This is a genomic window from Williamsia sp. Y712, from assembly GCF_059445525.1.
Window position 1 is genome coordinate 284458 of record NZ_JCAIUN010000001.1, and the last position, 26930, is coordinate 311387.

Consider the following 26930-nt stretch of genomic DNA (forward strand, 5'->3'; position numbering starts at 1 on the left):
GAAATGTTCACGGTGATCAATTCGGGGCCACCAGACCTGCGAGGAACTCCACCAGCATCTTGGCGGTGACCTCACGCGGCAATGCCTCGACGGCAGCGAGCACCGTCGCCATGTCGAGCTCGCCGTCGCCCTGCGGGTCGAGCCCGGCCGCGGCCAGCGCCTCACCGACAGCAGCGCTCGGCAGCGCCAGAATATCGGAAACCGCCAGGTCGCCACGGTCGATGGCGGCGGCAAGTTCCCGCAACGCCTCCGGCGGCCCGGCAGCGGACTGTCCCCGCACGGCGTCGGCTCCGTCGGCAAGAGCCGCGACCAGCTCGTCGAGGACGGCTTCGGTCACCGGGGTCACCGTGAAGTGTGTGGTCGCCGGCAGCACCGAGCCATCGGTCTGGGTGAACGACGGCTGCATCTGCAGGGTGAAACCACGTTCACGCACCGCATTTGCCCATCGGTGCGGATCGACCGGCGCGACCGCGGCAATGTCCGCCGCGACCGCGAACACCGGACCGATAGGTTCACCGACCACACACAGTCCGTCGATACTCTCGATCGCCCCGAGCAGTGCGTCGGTGCAACGCCTGATCCCGGCCACCAGCGCGGCATAACCCTCGACGCCGAGTGTCTGGGTGATCGCCCAGGCCGCGGCCGTCCCCGCCACCGACTTCGAGCCCAGGAGCGTCGGATTGACCACCGGATAGCCGGGCCAGTCGGTGATTCCGAAGTACTGGGCCCGGTGTCGGTCACGATCACGGTGAAGCAGCAGTGAAGCACCTTTGGGTGCGTAGCCATACTTGTGGAGGTCGGCAGAGATACTTGTGACCCCGGGTACGCGAAAATCCCAGGGCGGCACCGGGATGTCATCGGTCTCCCACCAAGCCAGGGCGAATCCACCGAGGCAGGCATCCACATGCAGCGGAATGCCCTGCTGCGAGGTGACTTTCGCGATGTCGGCGACCGGGTCGATGGCACCTGTTGGGTAGTTGGGCGCCGAGACCACCACCAGGACCGTATCTTCGCGGATCGCTGCGGCGACGGCGGCAGCGCTCACCCGCGTGGTGTCGAGGTCGACCGGTACCCGGATCAGCTCCAGGGACAGCAGCGCTGCGGCTTTGACAAAGGCCGCGTGCGCCGTGCTCGCGATCACCAGCGAGCCGGTGCCGCGCGGACGGGCAACGCTGTCGCGGGACGCCTTGACCGCCAGCAGGCAACTCTCGGTACCGCCGCTGGTCACCGTGCCGACCATGGTGTCATCACCATGGAATACGTTGCGACCGAAGGCGATCAACTCGCGCTCCATCACTGCGACCGAGGTGAACACCGTGGGGTCGAGGCCGTTCACCGGCTGCACCTGACGAGCGGCGTCGGCGGCAATCCGGTCCAGTTCGGCCAGCCCGCTGTCGTAGACATAGGACAGGATCCGGCCGCCGTGGGTCGGTGCGTCGTGTGCCCGCAGGTCTTCCAACCGTCGTAGCACTGACCGACCCCGGTCCGCGATCGGTATTTCCGGCGTCATCATTTCCTCTCCTCCACGGCGGCGTCGCGATAGCCGCGGAGCACCCACAGACTTCCGGCGACCAACACGGTGGGTAGCAACGAGAATGCCAGCGCCATCGCCGTGACGGCCGAGTCGGGTTGCGGGGCCGGATCGTCCCCGTCCGACGAGACGAATCCGGATACCGCGAGCACTCCGAGGAACACGGCCGGGCCCAGTGCCAGGCCCGCGGTCTCGGTGGCGGTCCACACACCGGCCAGGGCGCCGCCCCGCTCGCGACCACTCCGTTGCGCGTCCTCGTCGATGACGTCCGGCAGCATTGCCAGCGGAAACGCCTGCATCCCGGCGTATCCCACCCCGGCGAGGCCGACCACCGGATACACCCACCAGCCCGGCGCCCAGACCAGCAACGTCAACAGCAGGGTGGCGCACATGAATATCGCTGAGGCCCAGACCAATCCGGCCGTCTTTCCGCGGGCATGGGCCAAGCGATACCAGAGCGGCATCACCAGCAGTGCGGGCGCGACCAGCGCTGCGAACAGGATGCTCAGAGCGCCTTCGTTGTCGAGCACATAGGTCGCCACATACTGCGCACCCGCCAGCATGACGGCTGTCGCCAGCGCCTGGATCACGAACACCGTCACCAGCACCCGGAACCGCCGGACGTCGCGCAGCGCATCCAGACCATCGCGGTAGGCCACGAAGGTGGCGATCATCTGCCCGGACTTCGCCGGTGGCAATGCTTTTCGGGCTGCGCCGAGCGTCGCGGCAAGCATGCCCGCGCAGATCACCACCGCGACCACGGCAGCCATCGCGAGGTAGCCCGCGGCGTCGCCGCCGAGACCGTCCCGGACCGCCGGTCCACCGGCGCCCACCAACAGAATTGTCAAGGCCAACACCGCGATGCGCACCGAGATGAGCCGCGTGCGTTCGTGGTAGTCGGCGGTGAGTTCTGCAGGCAGCGCGATGTACGGAACCTGGAAGAGGCTGTATGCGACCGCAGCGAGCAGAAAGGCCACCAGCACCCACATCGCACCCGCCGCTGGTCCGAGCACCGTCGGCACCGAAAAGATCGCGATGAACAGCAATGGCAGGGCAAGTGCACCGATGAGCATGAGCCGCACGCGGTTACCGTCGCGACCCACCATCCGATCGCTGTTCGCCCCGATCCACGGGTCGAGCAGCACATCGGCGATCTTCGGGATGATCACCACCAGCGAGGCCAACGCGGCGGCCACACCCAATGTGTCCGTGAGGTAGTACGCGAGTACCAGTCCTGGCAGGACACCAAAACCGCCTGTTCCCACACTGCCTGCGGCATACCCGGCAACCACGCCGCGGTCGAGGCCGGGCGCATGGGTCTCTGATCGCACGATCACGCTCACACAGTAAGCCCTGAAATCGCAATGCGGTTGCCTGATTCCCCTGCTGACCGGCGGAGGCGGCGGTAATATCGGGTGGCTCGACGCTCAGCCTTTCCCATTCATCTGCCAACGATGGAGTTCACTGAGATGTCAGACCTCGACCGCGGAGTCATCACTCCCGCCTATACCGGCCGCTTTGCGGTTTCGGGCATACCGGCCCTTCAGATGCCCGCCGAATCGATGGATCCTGAAGTCGCGTACCGATTCATCCACGACGAGCTCATGCTCGATGGAAACTCTCGCCTCAACCTCGCCACGTTTGTCACCACGTGGATGGACCCCGAGGCCGAGAAGTTGATGGCCGAGACGTTCGACAAGAACATGATCGACAAAGACGAATACCCGCTGACCGCGGCCATCGAAGAACGCTGTGTCGCCATCGTCGCCGACCTGTTCAACGCGCCGGGCCTCGATCCGGTCGACGCATCCAGCGCCACCGGCACTTCCACCATCGGCTCCTCCGAAGCGGTCATGCTCGGCGGACTGGCCCTCAAGTGGCTCTGGAAAGCCAAGCGCACCGCAACATCCGGCACGCCGAACCTGATCATGGGCAGCAATGTGCAGGTTGTGTGGGAGAAGTTCTGCCGCTACTTCGAAGTCGAACCCCGCTACCTCCCCATGGAGAAGGGGCGGTACGTCATCACCCCCGAGCAGGTTGTCGACGCCGTCGACGAGAACACCATCGGTGTGGTCGTCATCGCCGGTACCACCTATACCGGCGAACTCGAACCCGTCAAAGCGATCGCCGACGCCCTCGACAAGCTGGCCGCCGACGGTGGCGTAGACGTGCCGATCCATGTCGACGGTGCCAGCGGCGGCTTCGTGCTCCCCTTCCTGCATCCCGAACTGGAATGGGACTTCCGTGTCCCCCGGGTGGTGTCCATCAACGTCTCCGGACACAAATACGGCCTGACCTACCCCGGCGTCGGATTTGTTGTCTGGCGCAGCCGCGATTGGCTGCCCGAGGACCTCGTTTTCCGGGTCAACTACCTCGGCGGCGACATGCCGACGTTCACCCTGAACTTTTCCCGGCCGGGCAATCAGGTCATCGGGCAGTACTACAACTTCTTGCGCCTGGGCCGTCAGGGCTACACCGACATCATGCAGTCGCTGTCCGACACCGGCCAATGGTTCGCCGCGGAAATCGCCAAGGAAGACGAAATCGAGATCATCACAGACGGTTCGGCCATCCCGGTCGTGACGTTCAGACTCCACGAATCCTGCGAGTTCACCGCTTTTGACATCAGTCACGCCCTGCGCGCCTATGGCTGGCAGGTGCCTGCCTACACGATGCCCGACAATGTCTCCGACCTGGCGGTTCTGCGGGTGGTCGTCCGTGAGGGCTTCTCCCGCGACATGGCCCGGGTCCTGCACCAACACCTCGTCCAGGTCATATCCGACCTCCGCAAGCTCAAGGCCAGCGGCCACCTTCCTCAGAAAAAACACTTCGCACACTGAACCGGCCGGGGCGACCACCCGGGTCGCCACGGTCATACGCGGTCCGGCGGTGAAAGGCCCCCGCATATTCGGGTAGTGCGCTACTCGCGTATCGGACACGCCGCCGGCCCACGATCAGTGCATGTCCCGACAAACCGGTACCCCGCAAACGTCACTTCTGGTTCTCCTGAAGTCGTCGACGGTGACTCTCGCAGTGCTCGTCGCCGGCATCGTCATGATCGTCGCGGCTTGCTCCAAAGACGTGCCGTCCGAGGCGAATCAGGTTGTCCTCGAGGCCGCTCAGTCCAGTGGCGATTCGCCGTGGACCGAGTCGGTGACCGCGCCGGTGGATCTGTCCGCCACCGCCGACACACTTGATTCGACGACCGTTACCCCACTTTCCGGGGAAGACACCTCGCAGGTGTCCGGCGATGAGCCCGGCCTGTACGGCGGTTCCAGCGAATTGTCGGTCTGCGATCGCGCACAGCTCGAGAGTTTCTTGGCGTCCAATCCCGAGCAGGCGCAGGCCTGGTCCGATGTCGTCGGGACCGGCGACGCCACGGCCTATGTCGATTCGCTGACCCCCGTGGTCCTGACCACCGACACCAATGTGACCAATCACGGCTACTCCGACGGCCAGGCTCAGCCTTTCCAATCGGTTCTGCAGGCGGGGACCGCAGTCCTCGTCGACAGTCATGGTGCCCCCAAGGTTCGATGCGAGTGCGGCAATCCGCTGGCCGAGCCCGAATCCGATCGGGAGACCGCCTCCTACGTCGGCCAGGCCTGGCCGAAGTTCGACCCCGCGCTTGCCATCACGGTGACCCCGGCACCGTCCGCAGCGCCGAATATGACCGTCCAAGAAGTTGCCGTGGTCGACGGCGCCGTCGTCGCAGAAGGCCAGACGACGGACGTCGAGACCGGCACGGATCCCGCCGAACCCGAGGACGCCGCTGTCGATTCGGACGACTCCGGAGGTACCGACGATCAGGTGGATCCGGGTGCCGAACAAGACGCGCCCGCCGTCGAACCCGATGCCGAAGAGATTCCCGAAGAGATTCCCGGCGACGGTACCGAGAACGGAACCGGAGGCGGAACCGACGAGGGGGACGGCACCGGCGGACAAGAAGGTCAGTACCCGGACACCGGCGGAACCGACGGACAAACCGATGTCCAGGTCGAACCCGGACAACCACCCGCCACCGAATAGCAATTGCGTTCTTCGGAGAACACTTCCCGGACCGGACAAAGGAAAACCATTGCACGCCAACCGGATCACCGCAGTATCAGCAGTCGCCGCGATCACCGCCACGCTGAGCATGTTCGGGGGTGGTGCTGCTTCGGCAGAGCCCACCAGCACCCCGGAGACCAAAGCTGCTGCGGTGATCCGGCCCGCCATCGTCTACCTCGAGACCGCGGTGACGGCCAGCGGCTATCAGGCGGTGTCCCGCTGTACCGGGTTCGTGGTGAACTCCGGCGGGTACATCGCCACCGCCGGTCACTGTGTTGACGCCACGTTCCACGCCGACGACATCGCCAACGCCTCCGGCACCGACTCGTCCGCCGTCCTCCGGGAGATCGACCAGAGCGGCATCACGGTCTCGGTACTCGGCGCCGGCCAGTCCGGCGAGAACGTCGAACCCGTTCCCGCCACGGTGCTCGACGCACGGCCGCTGGGTAAAGGTGATGTCGCCCTACTGAAGGTCGAAGCCGACAACCTGCCGTCCGCCGAGCTCACAGACGGAAGCGACCCGTCGGTCGGTACCGCGGTGTTGGCGGTCGGATATCCACAGAGCACAGATGAGGTAACTGATTTCAGCCTGGAACCGACCGCGAAGAGCGGCACCATCAGTGCGATCAAAACCGTTGAAACGGCGCCTGTCTACGAGGTGAGCGCTGCCATGTCGAAAGGGATGAGCGGTGGTCCCACCGTCGACCTGGACGGGCGGGTGTTGGGGATCAACAGCTTCTCCCCCGCCGGTGAAGAAGAGTCCTTCAATTACATCGCCCCGGTCAGCGGACTGTTGGAAATGCTCGCCGACGCCGGAGTGGAACCCGAATTGTCTCCGGCAGATGCCAGTTACCGCGCCGGGGTCGACAACTACTATGCAGGCGACTACGCCGGTGCCGTCGAAAACTTCGACTCCGCACTCGAATTGGCACCCACTTACCCCCAGGCCTTCGACATGCGAACCGATGCAGTTCGGCAGCGAGAACAGGCCGGCGACACGACGTCTCGTGGCTTTCAACCCTGGATGCTGGTGGTCATCGGTGTTGTCGTGGCCGGACTCGCCGCCGCCGGATTGATCTATTACCTGCGCACCCACCGCACCGGTGGCCCCGACGCCGACATCCCCGGGGGCGCTCTGCCTGCCGGCGCGGCGCCCACACCTCCGTCCCCGATGGCAGGTGCCGCTCCGGCCGGACCGGCGCCTGGCGGTGCGGGATCCACTGCGACGCTTCCCCAGAGCTCCGGAATCCGCTGCACCAATTGCGGATTCGACCTCAGCCCAGGACAGACCTTCTGCGGTCGTTGCGGAAAGTCCCAACAATGACCACCCACGAGCCACCACAATCATCGCTATCGTCAGCCGGGAGTCGACACATGCAACATCGCATCCTCACCTACGTGTACTCGAACGACACCATCCTGCAGGCCGGAGTCGCCAGCCAACTCCACATGCGTCCAGAGATCCGATTGGTCGACGAATCCGACGTCGATTCCGCCGAGGTCGCCATCGTGGTCGCGGACTGCTTCGACGACGCCGTCAAACGCAACCTTCGCGCGCTGCAACGCGGCGGTATTCCGCGAACGATGTTGGTACTCGGCGTCCTCGACGACACCACCGTCGTGGCCGCCGCCGAGTCCGGGGTCAGCGGCCTGGTACGCCGCGCCGACGCGAACGCGGACGCACTGATCGCCCAGATCCGCCGGGTCGCTGCCGGCGGCGGCGTGGTCCCGGCGGATCTGCTCGGCAGCCTGCTCGATCAGGTCGGCCGGTTGCAACGCCAGGTATTGGCCCCACGTGGCCTCCGGTTCTCCGGCCTGTCCGAACGCGAGGTCGAGGTCCTCAAGCTGGTCGCCGAGGGTCTCGACACCACCGCGATCGCCCGGCAGTTGTGTTTCTCCGAACGGACCGTGAAGAACGTATTGCACGATGTGACAACGCGGTTGCAACTGCGGAATCGCTCGCACGCGGTCGCGTATGCGATGCGTGAGGGGTTGATCTGAACGGTGATTGCCGATGTCGACCAGGCGCTGCGCGCCATCATCGAAGACGATGCACTGCACGGTGCCGGCGTAGAGGTCACCTTCGACGCCCCCACCAAAGAATGGGCGGGCAAACGCACCGGACCCACCGTCGACGTCTTCCTCTACGACATCCGTGAGGATCTGCGGCGCCGGGAAAGCGGCATGGTCAACGAGTATTCGGGCAATCACGTCACCGCCCGCCACCTGCCGCCCCGCTACTTCAAACTGTCCTACCTTGTGGCGGCATGGACTCAGCGCGCCGAGGACGAACACGGCCTACTGGCCCGGCTGCTGACGTGTTTCCTTCAATACCAATCGATTCCGACCCGGCACGTGGAAGGTGTGCTCGCCGAGACCGGGCTGCCCGTCCCGATGTCGGTGGCGCTGCCGCCACCCGAGGACCGGTCGTTCGCCGACGTGTGGAGCGCGCTCGGTGGAGAGCTGAAACCGTCACTCGATGTGGTGATCACCGCACCGCTGGCGGTACCGCGCCCGTTCCCGGTCGGACCGCCGGTGCTCCACCCCACCGTTGTGGTCGCCGAAGGCCTCGGTGGCTCGCCGGCCCGCGAGACCCATCGCCGGTCGCCGTGAACACCGAAAGCGCCCGTTACCTGCTGGCCCGGGCGCGGCTGGTGGAGAACCGGATTCGGGAGGTCGTCCACCATCGGCGCAGTAACGACCCGACACCCGACGATCCGTTTCGTGGCCTCTATCTCGGTGACGACGCGGTCGATCGACTACTGAGCCCCCACCCGGATCCCGGCATTGCCGACGACGGGACCAGGAGCGCCGCCGAAGCGGCCGCGGTGGCCGCCGAGAAGTCCGGCGCGGTGATCCGGCTACGTGAATTGTCCGCGACCGCAGGCCTGTCCGAACTCGACACCGAACTGCTCGTCATCTGCCTGTTGCCCGACCTCGATTCACGATTCGAGCGTTTGTACGGTTACCTCAACGACGACGTGTCACGACGGCGGGCGACTGTTGATCTGGCTCTCACCCTGGCCGGGGTCTCGGCAATATCGGTGTCGGCCCGGATGCGCCTGACCCCCGGTGCGCCGTTGATCGACCACGGCCTGATCGACGTCGAAGAGATCGACCGGCCGTTCCTCACCCGTGCGTTGCGGGTTCCTGATCGTGTCACCGCACATCTCCTGGGCAACAACACTTTCGAGCCGGTCCTGCAACACGTGGCCTGCGACTACGGCCACTTCTCGACCCCGATGGCCGACACCATCGCCACGGCCATCACCGGCGGGTGCTCTCTCATCTACATCCGCGACCAGACCGGGGGCGCCGGTGCCGCGGTGGCCGCAACCGCTGTGGTTTCGGCAGGCCGCAGTGATCTCGGGATCGACGCGGAACGTTTCGGGTCCGAGGACCTCGCCGAAATCCTTCTCGCGGTCCGGCGGGAGGCCCTTCTCCGTGGCGCGGTTGTCGTCTTCGCGCCGGCCGATGCGCTGGGCGACAACATCGCAACGGTCGTCGGACAACTCTCGCAATTCACGATCCCTGTCATCATCGTGGGGCGGGCACCATGGAATCCGTTGTGGTGCGGAAAGGTTCCACTCGTCCTGGATGCACCCCGCCTGACCGAGTCGGATCGGTTGTCGCTGTGGACAGCTGCCCTCGGAGACACGTCCTCCGCGGTTCCCGCCGAGGAGGTGGGCGGTCATTTCGCGTTGACGCCGGTCCAGGTCCGTCGAGCGGTGACATCGGCACAGATCGCTGCCCGCGCCACCGGCGACGCTGTCTCCGCAACGCACCTGCAGGCCGGGGCCCGTGCCCAGAACGCCGCCGGGCTCGAACGTCTGGCCCGCCGGATCACGCCCGCCGTCGGATGGACAGATCTGATTGTTCCTGCGCTGGTGGAAGACTCGCTCCACGACCTCGCCGCCCGGGCCCGGCACCGCGACCGCGTCCTGACCGAATGGGGCATGCGCCGAGGCGGTGCCCGCGGTCGCGGGGTGATCGGTTTGTTCGCCGGCGAATCCGGAACCGGGAAGACCTTGGCCGCCGAGGTGATCGCGGCCGACCTGGGACTCGAGATGTACACGGTCGGGTTGTCGAGCGTGGTGTCGAAGTGGATCGGCGAGACGGAAAAGAACCTCGACAAGATCTTCGACGAGGCCGAATCTGTCAACGCTGTACTGGTTTTCGATGAGGCCGATGCATTGTTCGGCAAGCGCAGTGAGGTTCGGGACGCGCAGGACCGGTACGCCAACATCGAGACCGCGTACCTGCTTCAGCGGATGGAGTCGTTTGACGGTCTCGCGGTGTTGACGACCAACCTGCGGTCGAACCTCGATGATGCGTTCACCCGCCGACTCGACGCCCTGATCGATTTCCCGCAACCGGATTGCGACGCCCGCCTCGATTTGTGGCAGCGGTGTCTGCAGCCTCCGGTGCCGGCGTCCCCGGATATCGACCTGGACCATTGCGCGCGGGCATTCACGTTGGCGGGCGGCAATATTCGATCGGCATCGGTGACGGCGGGCTACCGCGCGGCTGCGGAGGATCGCTCGATCACCACCGCCGACGTCGTGGCGGCGATCGCCCATGAATATCGTAAGCTGGGGCGTTTGATCGGTGAACGTGAGTTCGGCGGGTACCTGGCCGACCGAGCCTGACCCGTTCAGCGATTGCGGATGCAGAGTCCGCCGAGCCCGCCCAGGACCGCCCCGGCAACCACGAGGATGGCACCGTACATCGGTCCACCGGTGCCGTACTGCACCGTGAGGTAGACCAGGTAGCCGATCACCGTCGTGGCCAACAGGATCGCCGAGGTCCGGGTCAGCTTGCCGGTCTTCCCGGTGATGCCCCACATCATCAGTCCGGCGAGCACGAGGACGGCGAGGCGTGCCGCGGGTTGTGACTGCTCGACGAAGTCCGCCTCGGCGCTCGGGTTCAGGAGTCGGTCGAAGTAGTAGTCGGGCAGGTTGATCGTCCAAGGGGCAAGCGCACCGATGATTGCGGTGAGACCACCGAGAACGGTGAGGACAACCCGCGCCACCGGCATCCAGTCCGAAGTGTGTTGCACGAGTGTGCCTTCGGCGGATATCCGGTCCCTGCCGTCCGAGGCCTCCACGGTCAGCGATCTCTCGATCTTGCCTCCCGGCTCCGGTTGACTCGCGTTCACCGACAACCACGCCCACATCGATTGGCCGGCAGGAACTTCGAAACGTGCCGGACTGAAGGCGAATCGCACTTCCGCCTCGGGATCGGATCCGGCGAGTTCGACATTGAGCGGTCGACTCGATCTGGCGTTGTCCACGATGACCTTGAACCGTGCCGAGCCGCTGTTCCGACGCTGAACTCTGGCCGGATGCAGCCGCAACGATGCGGTGGTGATCGAGGAGGTCGAGGTGATCAGCGTCAGTGTGCCGTTCGCCTCCAGTTCCTCGTTCTCATCGGCGGCCATGACGGTGAACGGCTTTGAGACTTCCTCGCCCTCGGGCGGTGGTGTCGATTGCACACTCAGACGGACAGCCGCGATCTCCCCGGCAGGCACATACAACGATGTGGTGGCGAAGTTGAATCGAACCTTGTTCTCCGGGTCCCGACCACCGAGGGTGAGTTGCCGGTCGGCGCTGCCCCGCCGGTTGTCGATGACCACGTCGAGGTCGGCCGCGGGGTAGTCGGTGACCCGTAGGACGCTGGGTTCCAGACGCAGTTCCGCCGGTACGTCTTCGGGAGCCGGTGATCGCTGCTGGTTCACCGTGATCTGGGTATCGGTGGAGTCCTCGCCGCTGGTGGCGGTGACCGTGAGCTGTCGCGAGGTCTGGGTTCCGTAGTCGAGTACCGGGGTCTCGAAACGCATGTCGACACTGGATGTCCCCCCGGCTGGGACCTCGACCGAGGGGGGTGTGAACGAAAATCGCACCACGCCTTCGGCATCGGTGCCGCCGAGTATCACCGTCTGCGGGTAGTTGCTGGCAGTGTTGTCGAGATCGATACGGACGGTCCCCGCTGTCTCGTCGACCAGACGTACCAGCGTGGGGTGTGCGCCGGCGGCCACCGGCCGACCGGCCCGCGGGATGACGAGTTCGATCTCGGCATCGGTGAACTTGTCCGGATCGGTCAGCGACCGCACCCGCAGCGGCACACTGACCGTTTGTGCCACCACCACACTGCCCTCGGCGAGTGTGAATGTCACCGGGATCATCGAATCGGTGTGGGGCATCAGCCGGATCTCACCATGCTCGACCATCAACCACTCTGGTGCCGTGAGTAACTCGACGCGATAGCCGTCGACGATGGGAGAAGGGTTGTACATCCGAAGCTCCACTGTCACCCCGACATCCGGTTCCAGAGTTGCGCAGGTCGTGCTGGTTTCGACAGTCGGGACAACAACTCGGCCGGCGTCCGGCGAGGTCCGCGGCGCCGTCGTGGTCCCGGCGGGCGGTGCTCCAGACGATGGCGTGATCGCTGCCCGCGCCGACGGTGCCGTCGTCCAACCCAGGTAGGTGTCACACTCCACACAGAACTGGGTGCCGGGCGCGTTGCCGGATCCACATTCTGGGCAGGCCAGGGTGCTCATGGCCCACCGTCGGCGTCGACTCGGTATTCCGTTTCTGCACATCGCATAGGACAAGCGTGCCTGGCGTCGGCGAGTGGTCCCATCACGAAAGAGCCAAGACACGTTGCCCTTACGGGCAGGGTTCTCGGCACTGATGGCAGGAGCCATCCCGACGTGCGGCTTCAGACGCATGGCAATTACCGGACGTCGTTCTGCCGCAACACAGAATCAAGCCGGCAGCCTGCCCGACCTCATCTGGTCGTGAAAAGTTCGCCCAAGCGAGCGAGATCTGCTTCCACCAACCGACAGTCACGGTCGAACTCGTCGTCGCTCAACTCGATTTGTCGGATGGTGAACACGACCTCGGACCCTTCGGGATGGGCCAGTACCCGAATGGGATTGTTGACCGTCGTCCCGGAAGGCAGTATCACGTCATGGTCCAGGATGCCGTACTCATTGTGGGGTACGAAACGGACGGCCACCGTGCCCATCGGGGAGTCCGCGAACAGCGTGTCACCGTCACGGGTCACTTCGGACTTCGCAAGTCCGGCCGCCCATTTGGGCAGATTGTCCGGATTCGCCGCAAACTCATAGACATCGGCGGCCTGGGCCGGGATCACCCGGCTGAGGTGGCGACTACGCACTGCGAAACCCCTTCATCTCTGTCCGGTACTGGGCGGTGTTCTCCAACAGCTCTCCCTCGCTGCCGGTGAACGGTCGACCGGGGTCCAGGGCGCTGGTCATTTCCTCCTCCTCTGTACCTCTGATCCGCTCGGATCAGGAAAGCGGAACGACGTAAGAGTCCACCCGGGCGATGAGACCGTCCCGGAAAGTGAACATGTCGTTGAAGGCGAACTGAAACGGGCCGTGCTCAACGGACGCCCCGCCACCTACGCCAGTCGTCACCACCACCTGCCCGTCTTCATACACGCGTTCGAGGTCGAGTGTTGGGCTGCCCGTGAACGCCGGGTTCTCAATCTCCCCGTCGAACTCGGACTTGCCTCGGGTGGTTCGGTGACCGTGGATCACCCATTCCACATCGTCGGTGAGAGTTGCCAGGATGCGTGGGTGGTCGCTCTTGCGAAACCCTTCGAAATATTCGGCAACCAGGTCTCGTTGGCCGGTCTTGGTCATTTTGTTATCCATCATCTCGTGATCGATCCGGGGGACAAGTACACGGCGAGCGCATCAAGAATTGAAGCGAGCCCCTGTGCCGCCTGTGCGGTCTGAAGCTCTGCCGGGAGACGCTTCTGATGAATGGTCAGGTCAGTTCCGGTGGCGGTGACGCCCATGCGGACGGTGGTCCGGAGCCCCGTGACGGGTTCGTCGAACACGAGCTCCGAGCGGTCGGTGACGCTGACATATGTGAAGCGAAGTCGACTGGCCGTCCCGCCCGATCCGCAGGTGTCCATTGAGAACTCACCCCCGACGCGTAGGTCGATGATCACCGAATCGACTGGCACCGTGGCGTGAGACCCACCCCAGAACGCCGCAACGCCCGCCGGTGACGTGAAGGCCTCCCATACCCGGTCAACGTGTACCGGCAGGCTCCGCTCTGCGATCAATTCGTCGCCGATGAGTTGCGATGTGGCGTCGGTCAACGGACCTCTCCCTCGTTCACCAGGTGCGTCTCGAGCACGTTGAGTCTGTCGTCCCATATGCGGCGCTGGTCGTCGATCCACGTGCTCATCGCAGCCAGGCGGGCGGTGCTCAAAGTGCAGGGCCTGCGGGTGCCCTCGCGCCGCTGCTCGACCAGGCCGCACTTCCGCAGGACACCCACGTGGTGCGAGATCGCCTGCTGGGTCAGGTCAAAGGGCTCCGCGAGTTCGCCGACCGTGGCGTCACCGAGCGCCAGACGGGCGATGAGCGCACGCCGCACCGGATCCCCGAGCGCGGTGAAAGCGGAGTCGAGGTGTTGAACCGCCATCGAGGAACTCACGTCGCCACGTTAACACAAACCATTATTTGCACAAAGGTTTATTTGTTGAATGACGGTTCGCCCGTCCGCTCGGGCATGCCGTGTTCGCCAGGGTCGAAGATCTGGAGATCGTCCCCAACCCGACGACGGCGAATACCCTCGGAACGGGAGGTTCACATGACGAAGCCGACTGAACGGATCGACTCCTCCGGAGCCGGCCAGAGCGAGAGCTTTCTGACGGTGCTCATCGCCTTCATCTCGAACCTGCTGGTCGCCATCGCGAAAACCGGCGCAGCAGTGATCACCGGATCAGCTTCGATGGTGGCCGAGGCGGCACACTCCTGGGCCGACACCGGCAACGAAATCCTGCTGCTGATCGCCGAACGCCGCTCCCACCGAGCCCGGGATGTCCAGCATCCACGGGGATACGGCAACGAAGCTTACATCTGGTCGATGTTCGCGGCGTTCGGGCTCTTCACGGTCGGTTCGGCAGTCTCCATTCAGCACGGTATCTCCGAGCTGCTCTCACCGGAGCCGGCACGCGACTACGGGGTGGCATACGTCGTTCTCGCCATTTCCGCCGTGCTCGAGGCCATTTCGTTCCTGCGGTCCTACCATCAGGCCAAACAAGGGGCGGAGAAACGTCGAATCAGGTTGCTGGACCAGGTCATCCGGACATCAGACCCGACATTGAGGGCCGTGTTCGCCGAGGATTCGGCCGCGTTGATCGGCCTGGCCATCGCATTTCTCGGCGTATTCCTGAATCAGGTCACCGGTTCACCAACCTACGACGCCCTTGGCTCTGTCCTGGTGGGAATCCTGCTCGGTGTGGTCGCCGTGGTCCTCATCAACCAGAATCGTCGGTTCCTGCTCGGTCAAACCGTCGACAACGCAACCCGCCGGCGGGTGCTCCGCAGGCTCCTCGCGCACCCCGACGTCGATCGGGTCACCTACCTGCACATCGAATATGCCGGGCCCGCTGCACTATTCCTGGTGGCCGCGATCGATATCACCGGCAACAACGACGAATCCTCGGTTGCCATCGCCCTACGGAGAATCGAGGCCGAACTGGAGAACGACCCGCGTGTCATCGAAGCGGTGTTGACGCTCGCGACACCCGACGAGCCCGATCTGATTCCCGATTCCTGACGGTCTCATTCGCTGTCGAGGTCCGCGCGCTGGTCCTCGGCACGTTGTACCGGCGGCGCGTCCGCGCCGGCCACCCGATCGGCATTCGCGACTGCTTCCTGCTCGAAGCGATCTGACGGGTCGGAGATGCTGATCCCGTCGGACGTCGGTGTCCCGTCGACGGGTCCGTTGCGCTGTTGCACCACATGGGTGAGTTCATGGGCCAGCATCACCCGCCCATTGGTCGAGCTCGGGTCGTAGAGGTCTCGCTGGAACACAACGTCGGATCCGACGGTGTACGCGTGGGCATCGACCGCCGCCGCTGATTGATGCGCAGCCCCGTCGTCGTGTATGCGAACATCCCCGAAGTCATGCCCGAGCCGCGATTCCATGTCGGCCCGCACCGCAGGCTCCAACGGTCGGCCGCCTCCCGCACCAATGACACCGTCGATCGGCGACCGACCCTCGAGCATCTCGGTGACGGCCGCGTTACCCGCGGTACGTTGCAGGTCTCGTAATCCTTTGCTGCCCAGTACTTCCTCACGGCTGACGCCACCTGTCCGGATCGGATCGGCCCGCCGCTCCGATCGGCTCGCACTGGCCGGTCCGACACCCGACACGTGTTCACTGTGGTGATCGGCCATCACTGCTCCAGTCGTCGAAGTCACCTTCTATCACCAGATTACGACCGGACCGGGCAACATCCGACGTCGTCGGGCAACTCTGCCCTTTTGTGCACACCGCCCTGCCTTCATGGGAGTCCGAAGGCCACTTATGCCATCGATCCGGCGCGGCAATGATCAGGACATCAACTGCCCAGCAAGGAGTCGCAATGCCTTCCTACCTCTCCCCCGGTGTGTACGTCGAGGAAGTCGATTCGGGATCACGCCCCATCGAGGGGGTGGGGACCGCGGTTGCCGCCTTTGTCGGTCTCGCCGAATCCGGTCCCTTCGACACACCAACCCTGGTGAGCAACTGGACACAGTTCACCAACACGTTCGGCGGATATCTCGGCAATGCTGCACTGGCACAGTCGGTTTTCGCCTACTTCCAGAATGGCGGCGGCAACTGTTACATCGTCCGCATCGGAAGATCGCTGTCCGAGGGCGACGGATCCGGCAACAGAGCACTGGAATCGCCTGTGCCACAGGCAGAGATCGGGAATCTGAAGGTGACGGCAATCGATGCCGGCGCGGTAGACGGAAGTCTGCGTGTCGACATCGTCGAAGCCGACGGTGAATCGCCGCCCGAGGGGAGCATGAAGCTGCTCATCCGGCGCGGCAACGAAGTGGTCGAAGAACACAATGGGATCACCGCCGGTCGCGGGCAGACCAGCGTGAAAACCGTGGTCAACGCCGCGTCGAAACTCGTCAAGATCGATACTCTCTCTGGAAAGTCCTCCGACGAGTTGTCCCCCGGCCAGAGCGCAACTCTTGTCGTGCCTGCACCCACCGCAATCGTCCCGTCGACGCTGTCCACCGACGACTACGTCGGCGATGTGGCCGCGCGCAGCGGTTTCTCCGGACTCGAGGCCATCGACGAGGTGACGATGGTGTGCATCCCGGATCTGATGACGGCCCATCAGCAGGGAGCCATCGACGTCGACACCGTGAAAGCCGTTCAACTGGCCATGATCTCGCACTGTGAGTTGATGGGCGACCGGATGGCTATCCTGGACACCCCGCCGGAACTCACCGCGCAACAGGTCAAACAATGGCGAGTGGATACCACCGGATACGACTCCAAATATGCCGCCCTGTACTGGCCCTGGGTCAGCCCAGGCAAGGGAGTGTTCCTCCCGCCATCCGGTTTTGTTGCCGGGATCTGGGGTCGCAACGACGACACCCGCGGCGTCCACAAGGCGCCGGCAAATGAAGTTGTCCGGGGTGCAGTAACCCTACAGACCCAGATCACCAAAGGTGAGCACGATCTGCTCAATCCAGTGGGGATCAACTGTATTCGGGCCTTCCCCGGACGCGGGATCCGCGTCTGGGGTGCCCGAACGATGTCGTCGGACCCGGCCTGGCGATACCTGAACATCCGCAGGCTCTTCAACTACCTCGAAGAGTCCATCCTGGACGGCACCAACTGGGTGGTCTTCGAACCCAATGATCCCGCGCTGTGGGCAAAACTCCGGCGCACGATCAGCGCATTCCTGGTCAACGAGTGGCGGCGCGGCGCCCTGTTCGGTGGGACACCGGACGAGGCCTTCTTCGTCAAGTGCGATGCGGAGACCAACCCCGCCGAGGGCATCGACGCGGGCGAGGTGGTCTGCCAGATCGGCGTCGCGCCCGTCAAACCCGCCGAGTTCGTGATCTTCCGGTTGTCCCAGTACTCCGGCGGCACCAGCCTTGTTGCCGAATAGCCCAATCCACCACTGCTGAAAGCGAAGTGACACCATGGCCCTCCCCGAATTCGACAGCTCCGTCGGCCACTCCTTCGGGCTCGAATTCGATGGCATCCAGATCAAGAGCATCACCGAGGTCACCGGCCTCAAGATGGAACAGGATGTGATCGAGTACAAGTCGAACACCGCCGCCGACGGCAAGTACACCGTCAAGAAGCTCCCCGGCCGGTGGAAGGCCGGGGAAGTCACACTCACCCGGCCCCTCACCGAGGACAACAGCTTCGACAAGTGGGTCAAAGACTCACAATTAGGCAAGATGAGCGACGTCCGCAAGGGCGGGGCGATCGTGGTCTACGACTACGAGGGCACCGCGGTCAAGCGCTACAAGGTCACCAATGCCTGGCCAAAGAGCCTGGAGATCAACTCCCTCAAAGCGGGCGACACCAGCGTGCTGACCGAAAAACTCGTCCTCACCTACGAGCGCGTGGAGGTCGACGGTGCGTAGAACCAATGCTGTCGCGGTGATCGATCGCTCCGACGAAAACTCCTCGGATGGCGATGAATTGCGTACCGAGTTCGCATTTGTACTGCCGAGGGGTTATGTCGATTCAGCGGGGACCATCCACCGTGAAGGAACAATGCGACTGGCAACCGCTCGCGACGAGCTCGTCTCCCAACGCGATGACCGCGTCCGCGAGAACCCCGGCTACCTCACGGTGATCCTGATCAGCCGCGTGGTGACCCGCATCGGTGGCATCGATGACGTCCACGCCGGACTGGTGGAGAACATGTTTGCCACAGATCTGGCGTTTCTGCAGGACATGTATCGCCGGGTGAACCAAGAGGGGCACACCCGGGCCGGCGTCATCTGTCCGAACTGTAACGCCGAGTTCTCCGTCGACCTTTCCGGTGGGCGCCTGGGGGAATAGCGACGTACGGGATCGAACGACTCTATGCCGAGGTCTCGTACGTTGCCTACCACTTCCATTGGGCCAGAGCTGAACTGTTCGATCTGGAACACGCTGAGCGGGCGAAGTATGTCGCACAGATCGCTCAGCTGAACAACGACGAAGGGACCCGATGATGCCGACCTGGTGGCCTTGGGGGCGCACTGCCCACACCCCCGCAACACCCGCGACATCCGTGTATGCGGTCCCCGTGCAGCGCGCCCGGCACCTGCCGCCGCCGGTCCGGACGACAACATCACCGATCGCCACCACCACCGACGTCGGCGGGTTCACCTCGTCACTGACGACGTCGGCAGATCCATGTTTCGGACATCCGCTGTGCACCACCGTCGATCTGGCGGACGATCCGGCCATGCTGGCCCCAGAGACCACACCGGAACCGACTCCCCCCGCGGCACCGACAGCTCCCGCACTCCGCCCTCCCCCATCGGCGAAGCCTGCATCTGCCACTCGAGGGCCCCTGCAGCGCATGGCCATTCCTACACCGGCCATCACGACCAGGCCGCCCGTCGAAGGCCAGGCAGCCCGAGAGATGCCCGTGGTGACCGATCTCCCCTCGCACAGCGACAACACACCACCGGTACTTGCAGGAGTGATCGTGGACGACATCGCCGCACCGGCCTCACTGCCGGTGAGCGCCGCGCCCGTGCCTCGTGCGGCACCCCTGCCCATCCAGCGCTCAGCCCAGACATCTTTCACCACCCCCATCCCCACCCCCACTGCCGACCGCGTCGCAATCACCACCGACCGTGCCGAAAAGACCCTCCAGCGCGCCCACCAACCCCTCGAACGTGCCGAGCGCACCGTTCAGAGGGTCGAAACGACTGCCAAGCGTTCTGAGCCACCCACCGAGCGTGCCGAAGACACCATCCGGTGGGCCGAACCGACCTCCGAGCGTATCCATCAGACCATCCAGCGTGCTGGTGTTGACACCGCGCGGACCAATCCGGTCAGTGGACATATGACCAGTCCGCGCCATTCTTCGGCGGTCCAGAAAGTCCATCGAGGTTCCGCCGATGCTGCCCCGCCCGCGGTCGTACCGACTACGCCTCAAGCCAATGGCCTCGCTCCCCGACCACCGGCGTTTGTGCCGAGACCAACGAGCGCGAATGACACGGCGCATCCCGAATCCCCTGATGTGCACAGCACGGTACGCACCATTGACACGGTGCCCAGTGATTTCGGCACGGTCAGCGGCACTTTGGGTGCCGCTGACGGTGATTTGCGCATGGTCGACGGTTCACCGAACACCACACCCGCCATCTGGCGCGCAGTGGGCAGCGCGATGCAACGAACTGTGACCGACGCACCATCGCCGTCCGGAACCCCTTCATCCCCGGCCCCCGAACCCGCGCCTGTGTATCAACCCAGTTGGACGCGTGCCACACCCCGGCCGTCTTCGAATACGTCCCTCCATCCACCCGACAACGCGCAATCTGCTCAAAACATCCGCCCGACAACAACTCCGGTCAAACATGCAGACGCCATCGCGTCCGTTCAGCGCGTGACATCATCACCGGGTCGTCGAAGCGCTGTCGGACGCCCGGTATCCCGGACTGTCGATACGGCACCTGAGCACACATCAGGTCCTGCTCCCAGCGTGCAACGCTCGATGTTCCCATCGCTACCGTCGCTGCCATCGAACCCGGTCCCACTGGCGGAGATGTTCTCACCGGCCAATCGATCGGCCGGCGTTGCAGATCAGGTGAAGCGCACTCTCCCGGACGTACCGACAATGCCGACCGGTCTGCCCACCGCAATTCCGAACCACCCGGAAATGCCCCGGATCCCGGGTCTCCCGGGCATTCCAGGTATCCCAAACATTTCCGGTGTACCGGACATCCCAGGTATCCCAAAGATGCCCGAACTCCCCGGGGCTCAGTATCTCCCGAATCTGCCCGACGTCTCAGACCTGCCAGGAGTCCCCGATGCCGCCGGAGTACTCGATGGGTTGATCGATCGCGCGACGCAGGCGACCTCCGATGCCTCGGGTGTACCCGCATCAGCGCTGTCCGCAGCCCGATCGGTGGCGCAGGGTGCGGGAGCGGCCGCTGCTCCCGCACCCGCACCGGCAGCCGCACCGGCAGTCGCGGCACCTGATATCGAAGAGCTGGCGCGGCAACTCTATGAACCCCTCACCGCACGCCTTCGCGCCGAGCTCTGGCTCGACCGTGAAAGAAGCGGACTGCTGACCGAACGATGACCATCGAACACTGACATCCAGCACGGGACAGGAGAATACGACGATGACCGACACCGATCCGGCGGTGAGCGTCTGCTTCACCGTCGACGTCGACAGCGCACCACTCGGCGACTTCGCGAGTTGCGAGGGGCTCGGTCTGGAGATTGTCGTGGAGCAACGTGAAGAGGGTGGCAACAACGGCATGGTGTGGCAGCTCCCGACCCGTATCAAGTTCACGAACATCAAACTCACCCGGCCGGTCTCGAACGACAGCCACAAGCTCGTGAAGTGGGTGACCGATGTGGTGAGTGGCTACACACCAGGGACCGCAACGATTGCGGCCCGGAACTCTGCCGGGGAGATCGTCGCGGAGTGGGCTCTCGAAGGCGTCCTGCCGGTCCGCTGGACGGGACCCACTTTGAACCCTGACACCCCCAAGGTCGCCACCGAGACCCTCGAGCTGACGCATCGCGGCATCACCGGAGTGAAAGGCAGTGCCGCATGAGTGATTCCATCGCATTGCGGTCCGCGGCCCCGGCATCCAAAGACTCGGCCGGTGGTGGTTCGCCGTCCGTGGTACACGCCGAACTCGAATTGTTCGAGGCCAAGAAGGCGCCCGGCGGCGCCAAACCGGGCGGAAAGCTCGGAGCGATCGAGTTCCAGTTCAATCCCAAGGAGGTGACGATCGCGAAATCGGCGAAGTGGGAGAGCAAGCCCGCCAAAGGCGCTGCCAAAGCCGGGGCCGCAGAGTTCATGGGTGCCGAACCCTGCAAGCTGTCGCTGGAGATGTTCCTCGATGCCGGTGCAAAGCAGGACAACTCGGTGATGGAAAAGGTCGACAAACTGATGTCGTGCTGCGTTCCCACCGCCTCGACATCGGGTACGGCCACCGCCATCCCACCCCTGGTGGTCTTCAAATGGGGTGGGCTGACCAGTTTTCCGGGTTTCATCACCAAGGTCAGTGCAAAGTTCACACTGTTCTCGACGAGCGGTACCCCGCTACGCGCCGTGTGCACCGTCGAGCTGGAGGAGATGCCCGGTGGCAAAGGTGGCCAGAATCCGACGTCGCGGGCGGCCTCCGCCCGCCGCACCCATGTCCTCGTTGCCGGGGAGACCTTGGCCGGCTTGGCGTTCTGCGAGTATGGCGACCAACATCTCTGGCGGCGCATCGCCGATGTCAACCAGATCGACGACCCGATGCGGGTGCCCAGCGGTACCGTGCTCCGCCTGCCCGCCAAAGACGATCTCGCCGCGGCGCGGGGGTGACGTCAATGGCCACCACCGGCGGGTTCACCATCACCATCGACGGCTCGGTACTTGCGGCCGACCTGAGCACTTCACTGGTATCCGCGCACGTCGACACCAGCACCACGTTGCCCGACGCGTTCACCCTGAGATTCCGCGATCCGGGACGCACGGTCCTGTCCGAGGCCGGGGCGAAGATCGGCGCAGTCGTTCTGATCTCCGTGGTCACCGACCACAACCCGGAACCGGCGCCGTTGATCAGCGGCGAGGTGACAGCGGTGGAGGCAGACTTCGAGAAGTCGGGCACGTTCACCACAATTCGTGGCTACGACCAGTCCCACCGCCTGTTTCGCGCCCGGCACACCGCCTCGTACACGCAGGCGACGGCTGCGGATGCCGCCACACAATGTGCCCGGCGGGCCGGCCTGAAGCCTGGCCGGATCGAACCCTCACCAACGGTCTTCGAACACATTTCACAACGGGGCCGGACAGATTGGGAGTTCCTCAATGCGCTGGCCCGCGACATCGGGTACGAAGTGGCCGTCCGCGACGGCGCGCTTGACTTTGCGCCACCGGCACACGCCGACACGGCGCCGTCGGGCGATCCGGAGAATCCTCTGGTCTTGCAGTACGGCACCGACATCACGCGGTTGCGGTCCACCCTGACCGCCGGCCAGCAGGTCAGCAAGGTCGAGATGCGTGGCTGGGACGTGGCCACCAAACGACCCATCGTCGGGACGGCAGAGGCCACCACCACCAGCGCACAGGTCCCCGGCATCGACCCCGCACAACTCGCGTCGACCTTCGGCGGTCCCGTCTACGTCGGCAACGACTCCGGTCTGCGCACCCAGGCCGAGGCCGACACGGCTGCCTCGGCCCGATCTGCCTCCATAGCAGGAGCTTTCGCCGAGATCGATGCCGTCGCATACGGAAACCCGAAGCTCCGTGCCGGCAGCTCGGTATCCCTGGAGAACCTGGGCGAGCCCTTCGACGGCAAGTTCGTGGTGAGCAGCGCCCGCCACCGATTCGATCCCGCAACCGGATTCACCACCGCGTTCACCGTCTCGAGCAGCCACGACCGCAGCCTGTTGGGACTGACCGCCACGCCCGGCAGCGGAGTCGGCAACGGCGTCGTCATCGGCCAGGTGACCGACGTCAACGATCCGATGTCCGCGGGCCGTGTCAAGCTCACCTTTCCCCAGCTCTCCGACGACTACGTGAGCGGCTGGGCCCGCACAGTCCAGGCCGGAGCGGGCAAAGACCGAGGGGCGCTGATTCTTCCGGAAGTCGGAGATGAGGTACTGGTCGCCTTCGAACAGGGCAACGCCGACCATCCCTATGTACTCGGTGGCCTGTTCAACGGAGTCGACACCCCGGACGCCAAGGGCGTCACACTCATCGACCCGGGATCAGGAATGGTCAATCGGCGGTCATTCGTGTCACGCCTCGGCCACCGAATCGACCTGAACGACCAGGCTGGGCGAACCGAAGGCGTGGTCCTGTCCAGCGCTTCGGAATCGGTGCGAATCGAACTCGACGCCGTCGGTTCCGCGGTCACCGTGCACAGCGACGGCAAGGTCCACATCGAGGGCAAGACCGGTGTGGTCATCGACGCCGGTGCCGGTGAACTCGAACTCCGTGGACAGCGAGTCTCGGTGAAGGCGGGCGCCACAGCAGAACTTTCGGCGTCAGGCCCTCTCACCATCTCCGGCACCCCGATCAAGCTGAACTGAGAGGACCGAACATGCCACCTGCAGCACGGGTTTCAGATCCCACCGGACATCCCGGGGTCGTCGGGCCACCCGGAGTGCCCACCGTCCTCATCGAGGGCCGCCCCGCCGCGACCGTCGGAACACCCCACATCTGCTCGTTCCCGCCACCGGCGGTGCATCCGCCCAGCGCCATCGTCCCGCCCGGATCTCCGACGGTATTGATCGGCGGCCGCCCCGCGGCCCGGGTCGGCGACATGTCCGCGTGCGGCGCACCCATCGTGGCCGGCGCCCCAACCGTCCTGATCGGCGGGTGATCTCGGATGTCCACGACTGGTGCAGATTTCATCGGCGCGGGTTGGGCTTTTCCGCTCCGCACCGACCCGACCGGAGCGTTCGCGCTGGCGACCGGCGGCACCGACATCGAGCAGGCCATCGAGATCATCCTGCGAACCTCACCTGGCGAACGCCCCATGCGCCCGGAATTCGGCTGCCGCGTCAACGATCACATCTTCGCGCCTGCCGGATCGGCGACCGCCGCCGCCATCGCACGCGATGTACGTACCGCACTCGAGGACTGGGAACCGCGCATCGACGTCGAAGACGTGATCGTCGATTTCGACGGGACCGACTCGGGGACGTTCTACATCGACGTCGGCTATCGCATCCACGGCCGCAACGACATCCGGAACCTGGTTTTCCCGTTCTATGTCATCCCCGACGAGCCAGATCACACCCCCGCCGTCTCCCCGGAGACTGGCTCCAACAGCCAGAAAGCCAGGTGACCGTCATGCTCCCGGCCCCGAATCTCGACGACCGCGGATTCCAGAACCTGGTGGACGATGCCCGCCGATTGGTGCGACAGCGATTCCCCGAGTGGTCCGATCACAACATCTCCGATCCCGGCATCACGCTGATCGAAGCGGTCGCGCACATGGTCGACCAGCTCATCTACCGCCTCAACCGGGTCCCCGAACGCAACTACCTCGAGTTCCTGGATCTACTGGGCCTGGAGATGCGTCCGGCGTCCTCGGCCCGGACCAGGGTGACGTTCTGGCTGTCGGCACCGCAGACACAAACCGTCACCGTACGGTCCGCGAGCGAGGTCAGCACCGACCGCACCGATATCGCAGAGCCCGTTGTGTTTTCGACCGACCGCGCGCTGGACGTGGTGCCCTGCTCATCAGAGCAGGTCTTCTCGGCGCCATCGGGCGGCGAGGTCATCGACCGCACCCTGTCGTTGGGACACGGCGGGTTCGACTGCTTCTCCGCCTCGCCGACCCCCGACGATGCACTGCTCGTCGGCCTGAGCAATCCGGTGCCGTCCTGCGCGGTACTGCTACGGATCTCCTGCCGGGTTTCCGGAGTGGGTGTCGACCCCCGTCGGCCCCCACTGCGATGGGAGGCACTCACCGAGCGGGGTTGGGTCGACTGCGACCTCGACCGTGACGACACCGGAGGATTCAACGAGCCCGGGGATGTCATCGTCCATGTGCCAGAGGATCATTCGAATGCCCTGATCGCCGGCCACCGCGCGGGGTGGCTGCGTTGCCGTCTCCTCGAACCGCTTCCCGATCAGCCGACCTATTCCAGATCGCCGCACATCGACGCGATCTCGGCGTGCACCGTGGGCGGCACGGTTGCCGCGGCTCATTCACGCTCGGTGACCGGCGAGGTCCTCGGCCTATCGGACGGCACTGCCGCACAACGGTTCACGCTGCAACAACAACCCGTCGTGCCCGGCACCCGGCCAGGGGTGCTCACCGTCACCGATGGGCAGGAGAGGACCGAATGGCATGCGGTGGACGACTTCGCTGATTCCGGTGACGACGACCGGGTGTTCCACCTCGATGCCGTATCCGGTGAGGTCGTGTTCGGACCGTCGGTCCGCAACGCCGATGGCACGGTGCGCGGGTTCGGTGCGATTCCTCGAAAAGGTGCGGTCCTGGGGCTGCGCGAGTACCGGATCGGCGGCGGAACGCGAGGAAACGTGGGTGCCGGCCAACTTCGGGTTCTCAAGACAAGCGTCCCGTACATCACCCGCGTGGAGAACCGAACCGCCGCGGTCGGTGGCGCGGCGCCCGAGACGGTCGAAGAGCTCAAACTCCGGGGACCGGTGGTGCTGCGATCACGCGGACGTGCCGTGACTGCAGAGGATTTCGAGGAGCTCACCCGACAGGCGGCACCAGAGATCGCCCGGGTGCACTGCCTGACCGCCGATGCCGCGGCCGGTGAGGTGCGGGTGCTGGTGGTGCCACATGTCGCCTCGGACGAACTCGGCCAGATCCGGCTCGGGGATCTGACGCCACTGCCGGAGACGATGGATCGGATCGCGGAGTATCTCGACCGCCGACGACTGATCGGCACCCGTTTGCTTCTCGAGCCACCGCAGTACATCGGGCTCACCATCGTCGTGAGTGTGTCGGCACTGGCCGGATTCGACAAGCAGACGGTCCAGCAGGATGTGCTTCGCGCGCTGTACCGGATGTTGCATCCACTCGTCGGCGGCCACGCGGGCACCGGCTGGCCCGTCGGACGACCGGTGGGCATCCCGGAGATCAGCGCAACACTGGCAGCGGTCCCCGGCATCGACATGGGCGGCGAGGTGACCGTTCAGCTGTTTCCGGTGGGCCCGGCGACGGGCCGACGCGGTCAGCCGACCGACCGGCTGCAACTGCCGGCGAACGGGCTGGTCCATTCACATCAGCATCAGGCCAGGGTGTTGTAGATGCGCGGGCGGCTCGCATCTCTTCAGACCCCGATCCCCGTTCTCGGGACCCTTCCGGGGATCTATCACGACGACTTCTACGCCCAGGGACTCTGCGAGTCGTTCGACGACATGCTCGCGCCGGTGTTCCTGGTACTCGATTCCTTTCCCGCCTACCTCGATCCGGCAACCGCACCTCCCGACACCCTGAACTGGCTGGCCGGCTGGATCGGCCTGACCCTGCAGGGCCACGAAAGTGCGGACCGCAAACGCGAGCTGATCTCGGCAGGTGCCGAGGCGCTGCGCTGGCGCGGGACGACCACGGGGCTGCGCGATTCCGTAACCGCCGCGTTCGGGGTGATACCCGAGATCGACGAGACCGGAGGCGTGGTCAGTTCAACGTCTCCCACCTCGACCGGCACCCCGGCCGGGGAAGTATCTGTGACTGTCACAGTGCGGGTCGACGACCCGTCGACTATCGATCAACGTCGTCTCGACGCAGTCGTTGCGATGGTGAAACCGGCTCACATACACCATCGCGTCCAAGTGACCTCGGAGTCCAACTGAACAACATTTGTTATTCACCATACTTTTGGACATGGTGACTATT

27 protein-coding genes are annotated in these 26930 nt (G+C 64.8%); 19 read left to right on the forward strand and 8 right to left on the reverse strand.

Annotated elements, in window-relative coordinates; genetic code table 11:
- Positions 1-16 precede the first annotated feature (16 nt).
- Together AC1D75_RS01465 and AC1D75_RS01470 are read right to left on the reverse strand one after the other, a co-directional pair.
- Complete coding sequence (locus AC1D75_RS01465) at positions 17-1513, reverse strand: pyridoxal phosphate-dependent decarboxylase family protein (RefSeq protein WP_495513554.1); 1497 nt, start codon at positions 1511-1513, stop codon at positions 17-19.
- Entirely contained in the window at positions 1510-2868 is a 1359-nt protein-coding gene (locus AC1D75_RS01470) for an MFS transporter (protein ID WP_495513555.1), read from the reverse strand. Before AC1D75_RS01470 ends, AC1D75_RS01465 begins: the two co-directional genes overlap by 4 nt.
- 132 nt (positions 2869-3000) lie before the next feature.
- Between AC1D75_RS01470 and gad the strand changes: the two genes are divergently transcribed.
- The 6 genes from gad (at position 3001) to AC1D75_RS01500 (ending at position 10227) form a co-directional block, all read left to right on the forward strand.
- Positions 3001-4371 carry a glutamate decarboxylase gene (gene gad, locus AC1D75_RS01475; RefSeq protein WP_495513556.1) on the forward strand — a complete coding sequence of 457 codons (1371 nt, stop codon included), beginning with the start codon at positions 3001-3003 and terminating at the stop codon, positions 4369-4371.
- Positions 4372-4492: 121 nt separating this feature from the next.
- On the forward strand, positions 4493-5557 hold the full coding sequence (locus tag AC1D75_RS01480; protein WP_495513557.1) for a DUF6777 domain-containing protein: 1065 nt from the start codon (positions 4493-4495) through the stop codon (positions 5555-5557).
- Positions 5558-5606: 49 nt separating this feature from the next.
- Entirely contained in the window at positions 5607-6902 is a 1296-nt protein-coding gene (locus AC1D75_RS01485) for a trypsin-like peptidase domain-containing protein (protein WP_495513558.1), read from the forward strand.
- Positions 6903-6952: 50 nt separating this feature from the next.
- Positions 6953-7579, forward strand: a complete 627-nt coding sequence (locus AC1D75_RS01490; RefSeq protein ID WP_482136946.1) for a response regulator transcription factor — start codon at positions 6953-6955, stop codon at positions 7577-7579.
- Positions 7580-7582: 3 nt separating this feature from the next.
- A complete protein-coding gene (locus AC1D75_RS01495) occupies positions 7583-8191 on the forward strand; it encodes a Pvc16 family protein (protein ID WP_495513559.1) in 609 nt (202 codons plus the stop codon).
- Entirely contained in the window at positions 8188-10227 is a 2040-nt protein-coding gene (locus AC1D75_RS01500) for an ATP-binding protein (protein ID WP_495513560.1), read from the forward strand. The genes AC1D75_RS01495 and AC1D75_RS01500 overlap by 4 nt, the downstream gene beginning before the upstream one ends.
- Positions 10228-10232: 5 nt before the next feature.
- On the opposite strand, the gene AC1D75_RS01505 is transcribed toward AC1D75_RS01500, so the two are convergent.
- From AC1D75_RS01505 to AC1D75_RS01525, 5 genes are all read right to left on the reverse strand, one after another.
- Complete coding sequence (locus AC1D75_RS01505) at positions 10233-12137, reverse strand: hypothetical protein (protein WP_495513561.1); 1905 nt, start codon at positions 12135-12137, stop codon at positions 10233-10235.
- 230 nt (positions 12138-12367) lie between these two features.
- Positions 12368-12760, reverse strand: coding sequence for an SRPBCC family protein (locus AC1D75_RS01510; protein WP_495513562.1), 393 nt, complete (start codon positions 12758-12760; stop codon positions 12368-12370).
- 133 nt (positions 12761-12893) lie between these two features.
- The gene (locus tag AC1D75_RS01515) at positions 12894-13250 is read right to left on the reverse strand and encodes a nuclear transport factor 2 family protein (protein ID WP_495513563.1); all 357 of its coding nucleotides are present in this window, start codon (positions 13248-13250) and stop codon (positions 12894-12896) included.
- Between the two features lie 11 nt (positions 13251-13261).
- The gene (locus tag AC1D75_RS01520) at positions 13262-13717 is read right to left on the reverse strand and encodes an SRPBCC family protein (RefSeq protein ID WP_495513564.1); all 456 of its coding nucleotides are present in this window, start codon (positions 13715-13717) and stop codon (positions 13262-13264) included.
- Complete coding sequence (locus AC1D75_RS01525) at positions 13714-14055, reverse strand: ArsR/SmtB family transcription factor (protein ID WP_495513565.1); 342 nt, start codon at positions 14053-14055, stop codon at positions 13714-13716. The genes AC1D75_RS01520 and AC1D75_RS01525 overlap by 4 nt, the downstream gene beginning before the upstream one ends.
- A gap of 156 nt (positions 14056-14211) precedes the next feature.
- Between AC1D75_RS01525 and AC1D75_RS01530 the strand changes: the two genes are divergently transcribed.
- Positions 14212-15183 (forward strand): cation diffusion facilitator family transporter, encoded by a 972-nt coding sequence (locus AC1D75_RS01530; RefSeq protein WP_495513566.1) that lies wholly within the window; start codon positions 14212-14214, stop codon positions 15181-15183.
- Positions 15184-15188: 5 nt separating this feature from the next.
- Here the strand turns inward: AC1D75_RS01530 and AC1D75_RS01535 are convergent, their stop codons facing one another.
- Positions 15189-15830: an eCIS core domain-containing protein gene (locus AC1D75_RS01535; RefSeq protein ID WP_495513567.1), complete on the reverse strand. Its 642-nt coding sequence runs from the start codon at positions 15828-15830 to the stop codon at positions 15189-15191.
- A 164-nt stretch (positions 15831-15994) separates the two neighbouring features.
- On the opposite strand from AC1D75_RS01535, the gene AC1D75_RS01540 reads away from it, so the two are divergent.
- From AC1D75_RS01540 to AC1D75_RS01595, 12 genes are all read left to right on the forward strand, one after another.
- On the forward strand, positions 15995-17527 hold the full coding sequence (locus tag AC1D75_RS01540) for a phage tail sheath subtilisin-like domain-containing protein (protein ID WP_495513568.1): 1533 nt from the start codon (positions 15995-15997) through the stop codon (positions 17525-17527).
- A 34-nt stretch (positions 17528-17561) separates the two neighbouring features.
- The gene (locus tag AC1D75_RS01545) at positions 17562-18014 is read left to right on the forward strand and encodes a phage tail protein (RefSeq protein ID WP_482136936.1); all 453 of its coding nucleotides are present in this window, start codon (positions 17562-17564) and stop codon (positions 18012-18014) included.
- Positions 18007-18438, forward strand: a complete 432-nt coding sequence (locus tag AC1D75_RS01550; protein WP_495513569.1) for a hypothetical protein — start codon at positions 18007-18009, stop codon at positions 18436-18438. Before AC1D75_RS01545 ends, AC1D75_RS01550 begins: the two co-directional genes overlap by 8 nt.
- Positions 18439-18449: 11 nt before the next feature.
- The gene (locus AC1D75_RS01555; RefSeq protein WP_495515945.1) at positions 18450-18593 is read left to right on the forward strand and encodes a DUF6760 family protein; all 144 of its coding nucleotides are present in this window, start codon (positions 18450-18452) and stop codon (positions 18591-18593) included.
- Between the two features lie 74 nt (positions 18594-18667).
- Positions 18668-20680, forward strand: coding sequence for a hypothetical protein (locus AC1D75_RS01560; protein ID WP_495513570.1), 2013 nt, complete (start codon positions 18668-18670; stop codon positions 20678-20680).
- Between the two features lie 43 nt (positions 20681-20723).
- Entirely contained in the window at positions 20724-21164 is a 441-nt protein-coding gene (locus tag AC1D75_RS01565) for a phage tail protein (RefSeq protein WP_495513571.1), read from the forward strand.
- Positions 21161-21925: a CIS tube protein gene (locus AC1D75_RS01570; protein ID WP_495513572.1), complete on the forward strand. Its 765-nt coding sequence runs from the start codon at positions 21161-21163 to the stop codon at positions 21923-21925. Before AC1D75_RS01565 ends, AC1D75_RS01570 begins: the two co-directional genes overlap by 4 nt.
- 5 nt (positions 21926-21930) lie before the next feature.
- Positions 21931-23637: a VgrG-related protein gene (locus AC1D75_RS01575; RefSeq protein WP_495513573.1), complete on the forward strand. Its 1707-nt coding sequence runs from the start codon at positions 21931-21933 to the stop codon at positions 23635-23637.
- Between the two features lie 11 nt (positions 23638-23648).
- The gene (locus AC1D75_RS01580; RefSeq protein WP_495513574.1) at positions 23649-23930 is read left to right on the forward strand and encodes a PAAR domain-containing protein; all 282 of its coding nucleotides are present in this window, start codon (positions 23649-23651) and stop codon (positions 23928-23930) included.
- 6 nt (positions 23931-23936) lie between these two features.
- Complete coding sequence (locus AC1D75_RS01585; protein ID WP_495513575.1) at positions 23937-24398, forward strand: GPW/gp25 family protein; 462 nt, start codon at positions 23937-23939, stop codon at positions 24396-24398.
- 5 nt (positions 24399-24403) lie between these two features.
- Positions 24404-26341, forward strand: coding sequence for a putative baseplate assembly protein (locus AC1D75_RS01590; RefSeq protein WP_495513576.1), 1938 nt, complete (start codon positions 24404-24406; stop codon positions 26339-26341).
- Positions 26342-26887 (forward strand): phage tail protein, encoded by a 546-nt coding sequence (locus AC1D75_RS01595; RefSeq protein WP_495513577.1) that lies wholly within the window; start codon positions 26342-26344, stop codon positions 26885-26887.
- Positions 26888-26930: the final 43 nt, after the last annotated feature.

Coding starts and splice junctions, on each gene's coding strand:
- AC1D75_RS01590 (WP_495513576.1), top strand. CDS start 24,404: ATGCTCCCGGCCCCGAATCTCGACGACCGCGGATTCCAGAACCTGGTG.
- AC1D75_RS01505 (WP_495513561.1), bottom strand. CDS start 12,137: ATGAGCACCCTGGCCTGCCCAGAATGTGGATCCGGCAACGCGCCCGGC.
- AC1D75_RS01570 (WP_495513572.1), top strand. CDS start 21,161: ATGAGTGATTCCATCGCATTGCGGTCCGCGGCCCCGGCATCCAAAGAC.
- AC1D75_RS01540 (WP_495513568.1), top strand. CDS start 15,995: ATGCCTTCCTACCTCTCCCCCGGTGTGTACGTCGAGGAAGTCGATTCG.
- AC1D75_RS01575 (WP_495513573.1), top strand. CDS start 21,931: ATGGCCACCACCGGCGGGTTCACCATCACCATCGACGGCTCGGTACTT.
- AC1D75_RS01585 (WP_495513575.1), top strand. CDS start 23,937: ATGTCCACGACTGGTGCAGATTTCATCGGCGCGGGTTGGGCTTTTCCG.
- AC1D75_RS01580 (WP_495513574.1), top strand. CDS start 23,649: ATGCCACCTGCAGCACGGGTTTCAGATCCCACCGGACATCCCGGGGTC.
- AC1D75_RS01530 (WP_495513566.1), top strand. CDS start 14,212: ATGACGAAGCCGACTGAACGGATCGACTCCTCCGGAGCCGGCCAGAGC.
- AC1D75_RS01465 (WP_495513554.1), bottom strand. CDS start 1,513: ATGATGACGCCGGAAATACCGATCGCGGACCGGGGTCGGTCAGTGCTA.
- AC1D75_RS01490 (WP_482136946.1), top strand. CDS start 6,953: ATGCAACATCGCATCCTCACCTACGTGTACTCGAACGACACCATCCTG.
- AC1D75_RS01595 (WP_495513577.1), top strand. CDS start 26,342: ATGCGCGGGCGGCTCGCATCTCTTCAGACCCCGATCCCCGTTCTCGGG.
- AC1D75_RS01515 (WP_495513563.1), bottom strand. CDS start 13,250: ATGACCAAGACCGGCCAACGAGACCTGGTTGCCGAATATTTCGAAGGG.
- gad (WP_495513556.1), top strand. CDS start 3,001: ATGTCAGACCTCGACCGCGGAGTCATCACTCCCGCCTATACCGGCCGC.
- AC1D75_RS01545 (WP_482136936.1), top strand. CDS start 17,562: ATGGCCCTCCCCGAATTCGACAGCTCCGTCGGCCACTCCTTCGGGCTC.
- AC1D75_RS01480 (WP_495513557.1), top strand. CDS start 4,493: ATGTCCCGACAAACCGGTACCCCGCAAACGTCACTTCTGGTTCTCCTG.
- AC1D75_RS01565 (WP_495513571.1), top strand. CDS start 20,724: ATGACCGACACCGATCCGGCGGTGAGCGTCTGCTTCACCGTCGACGTC.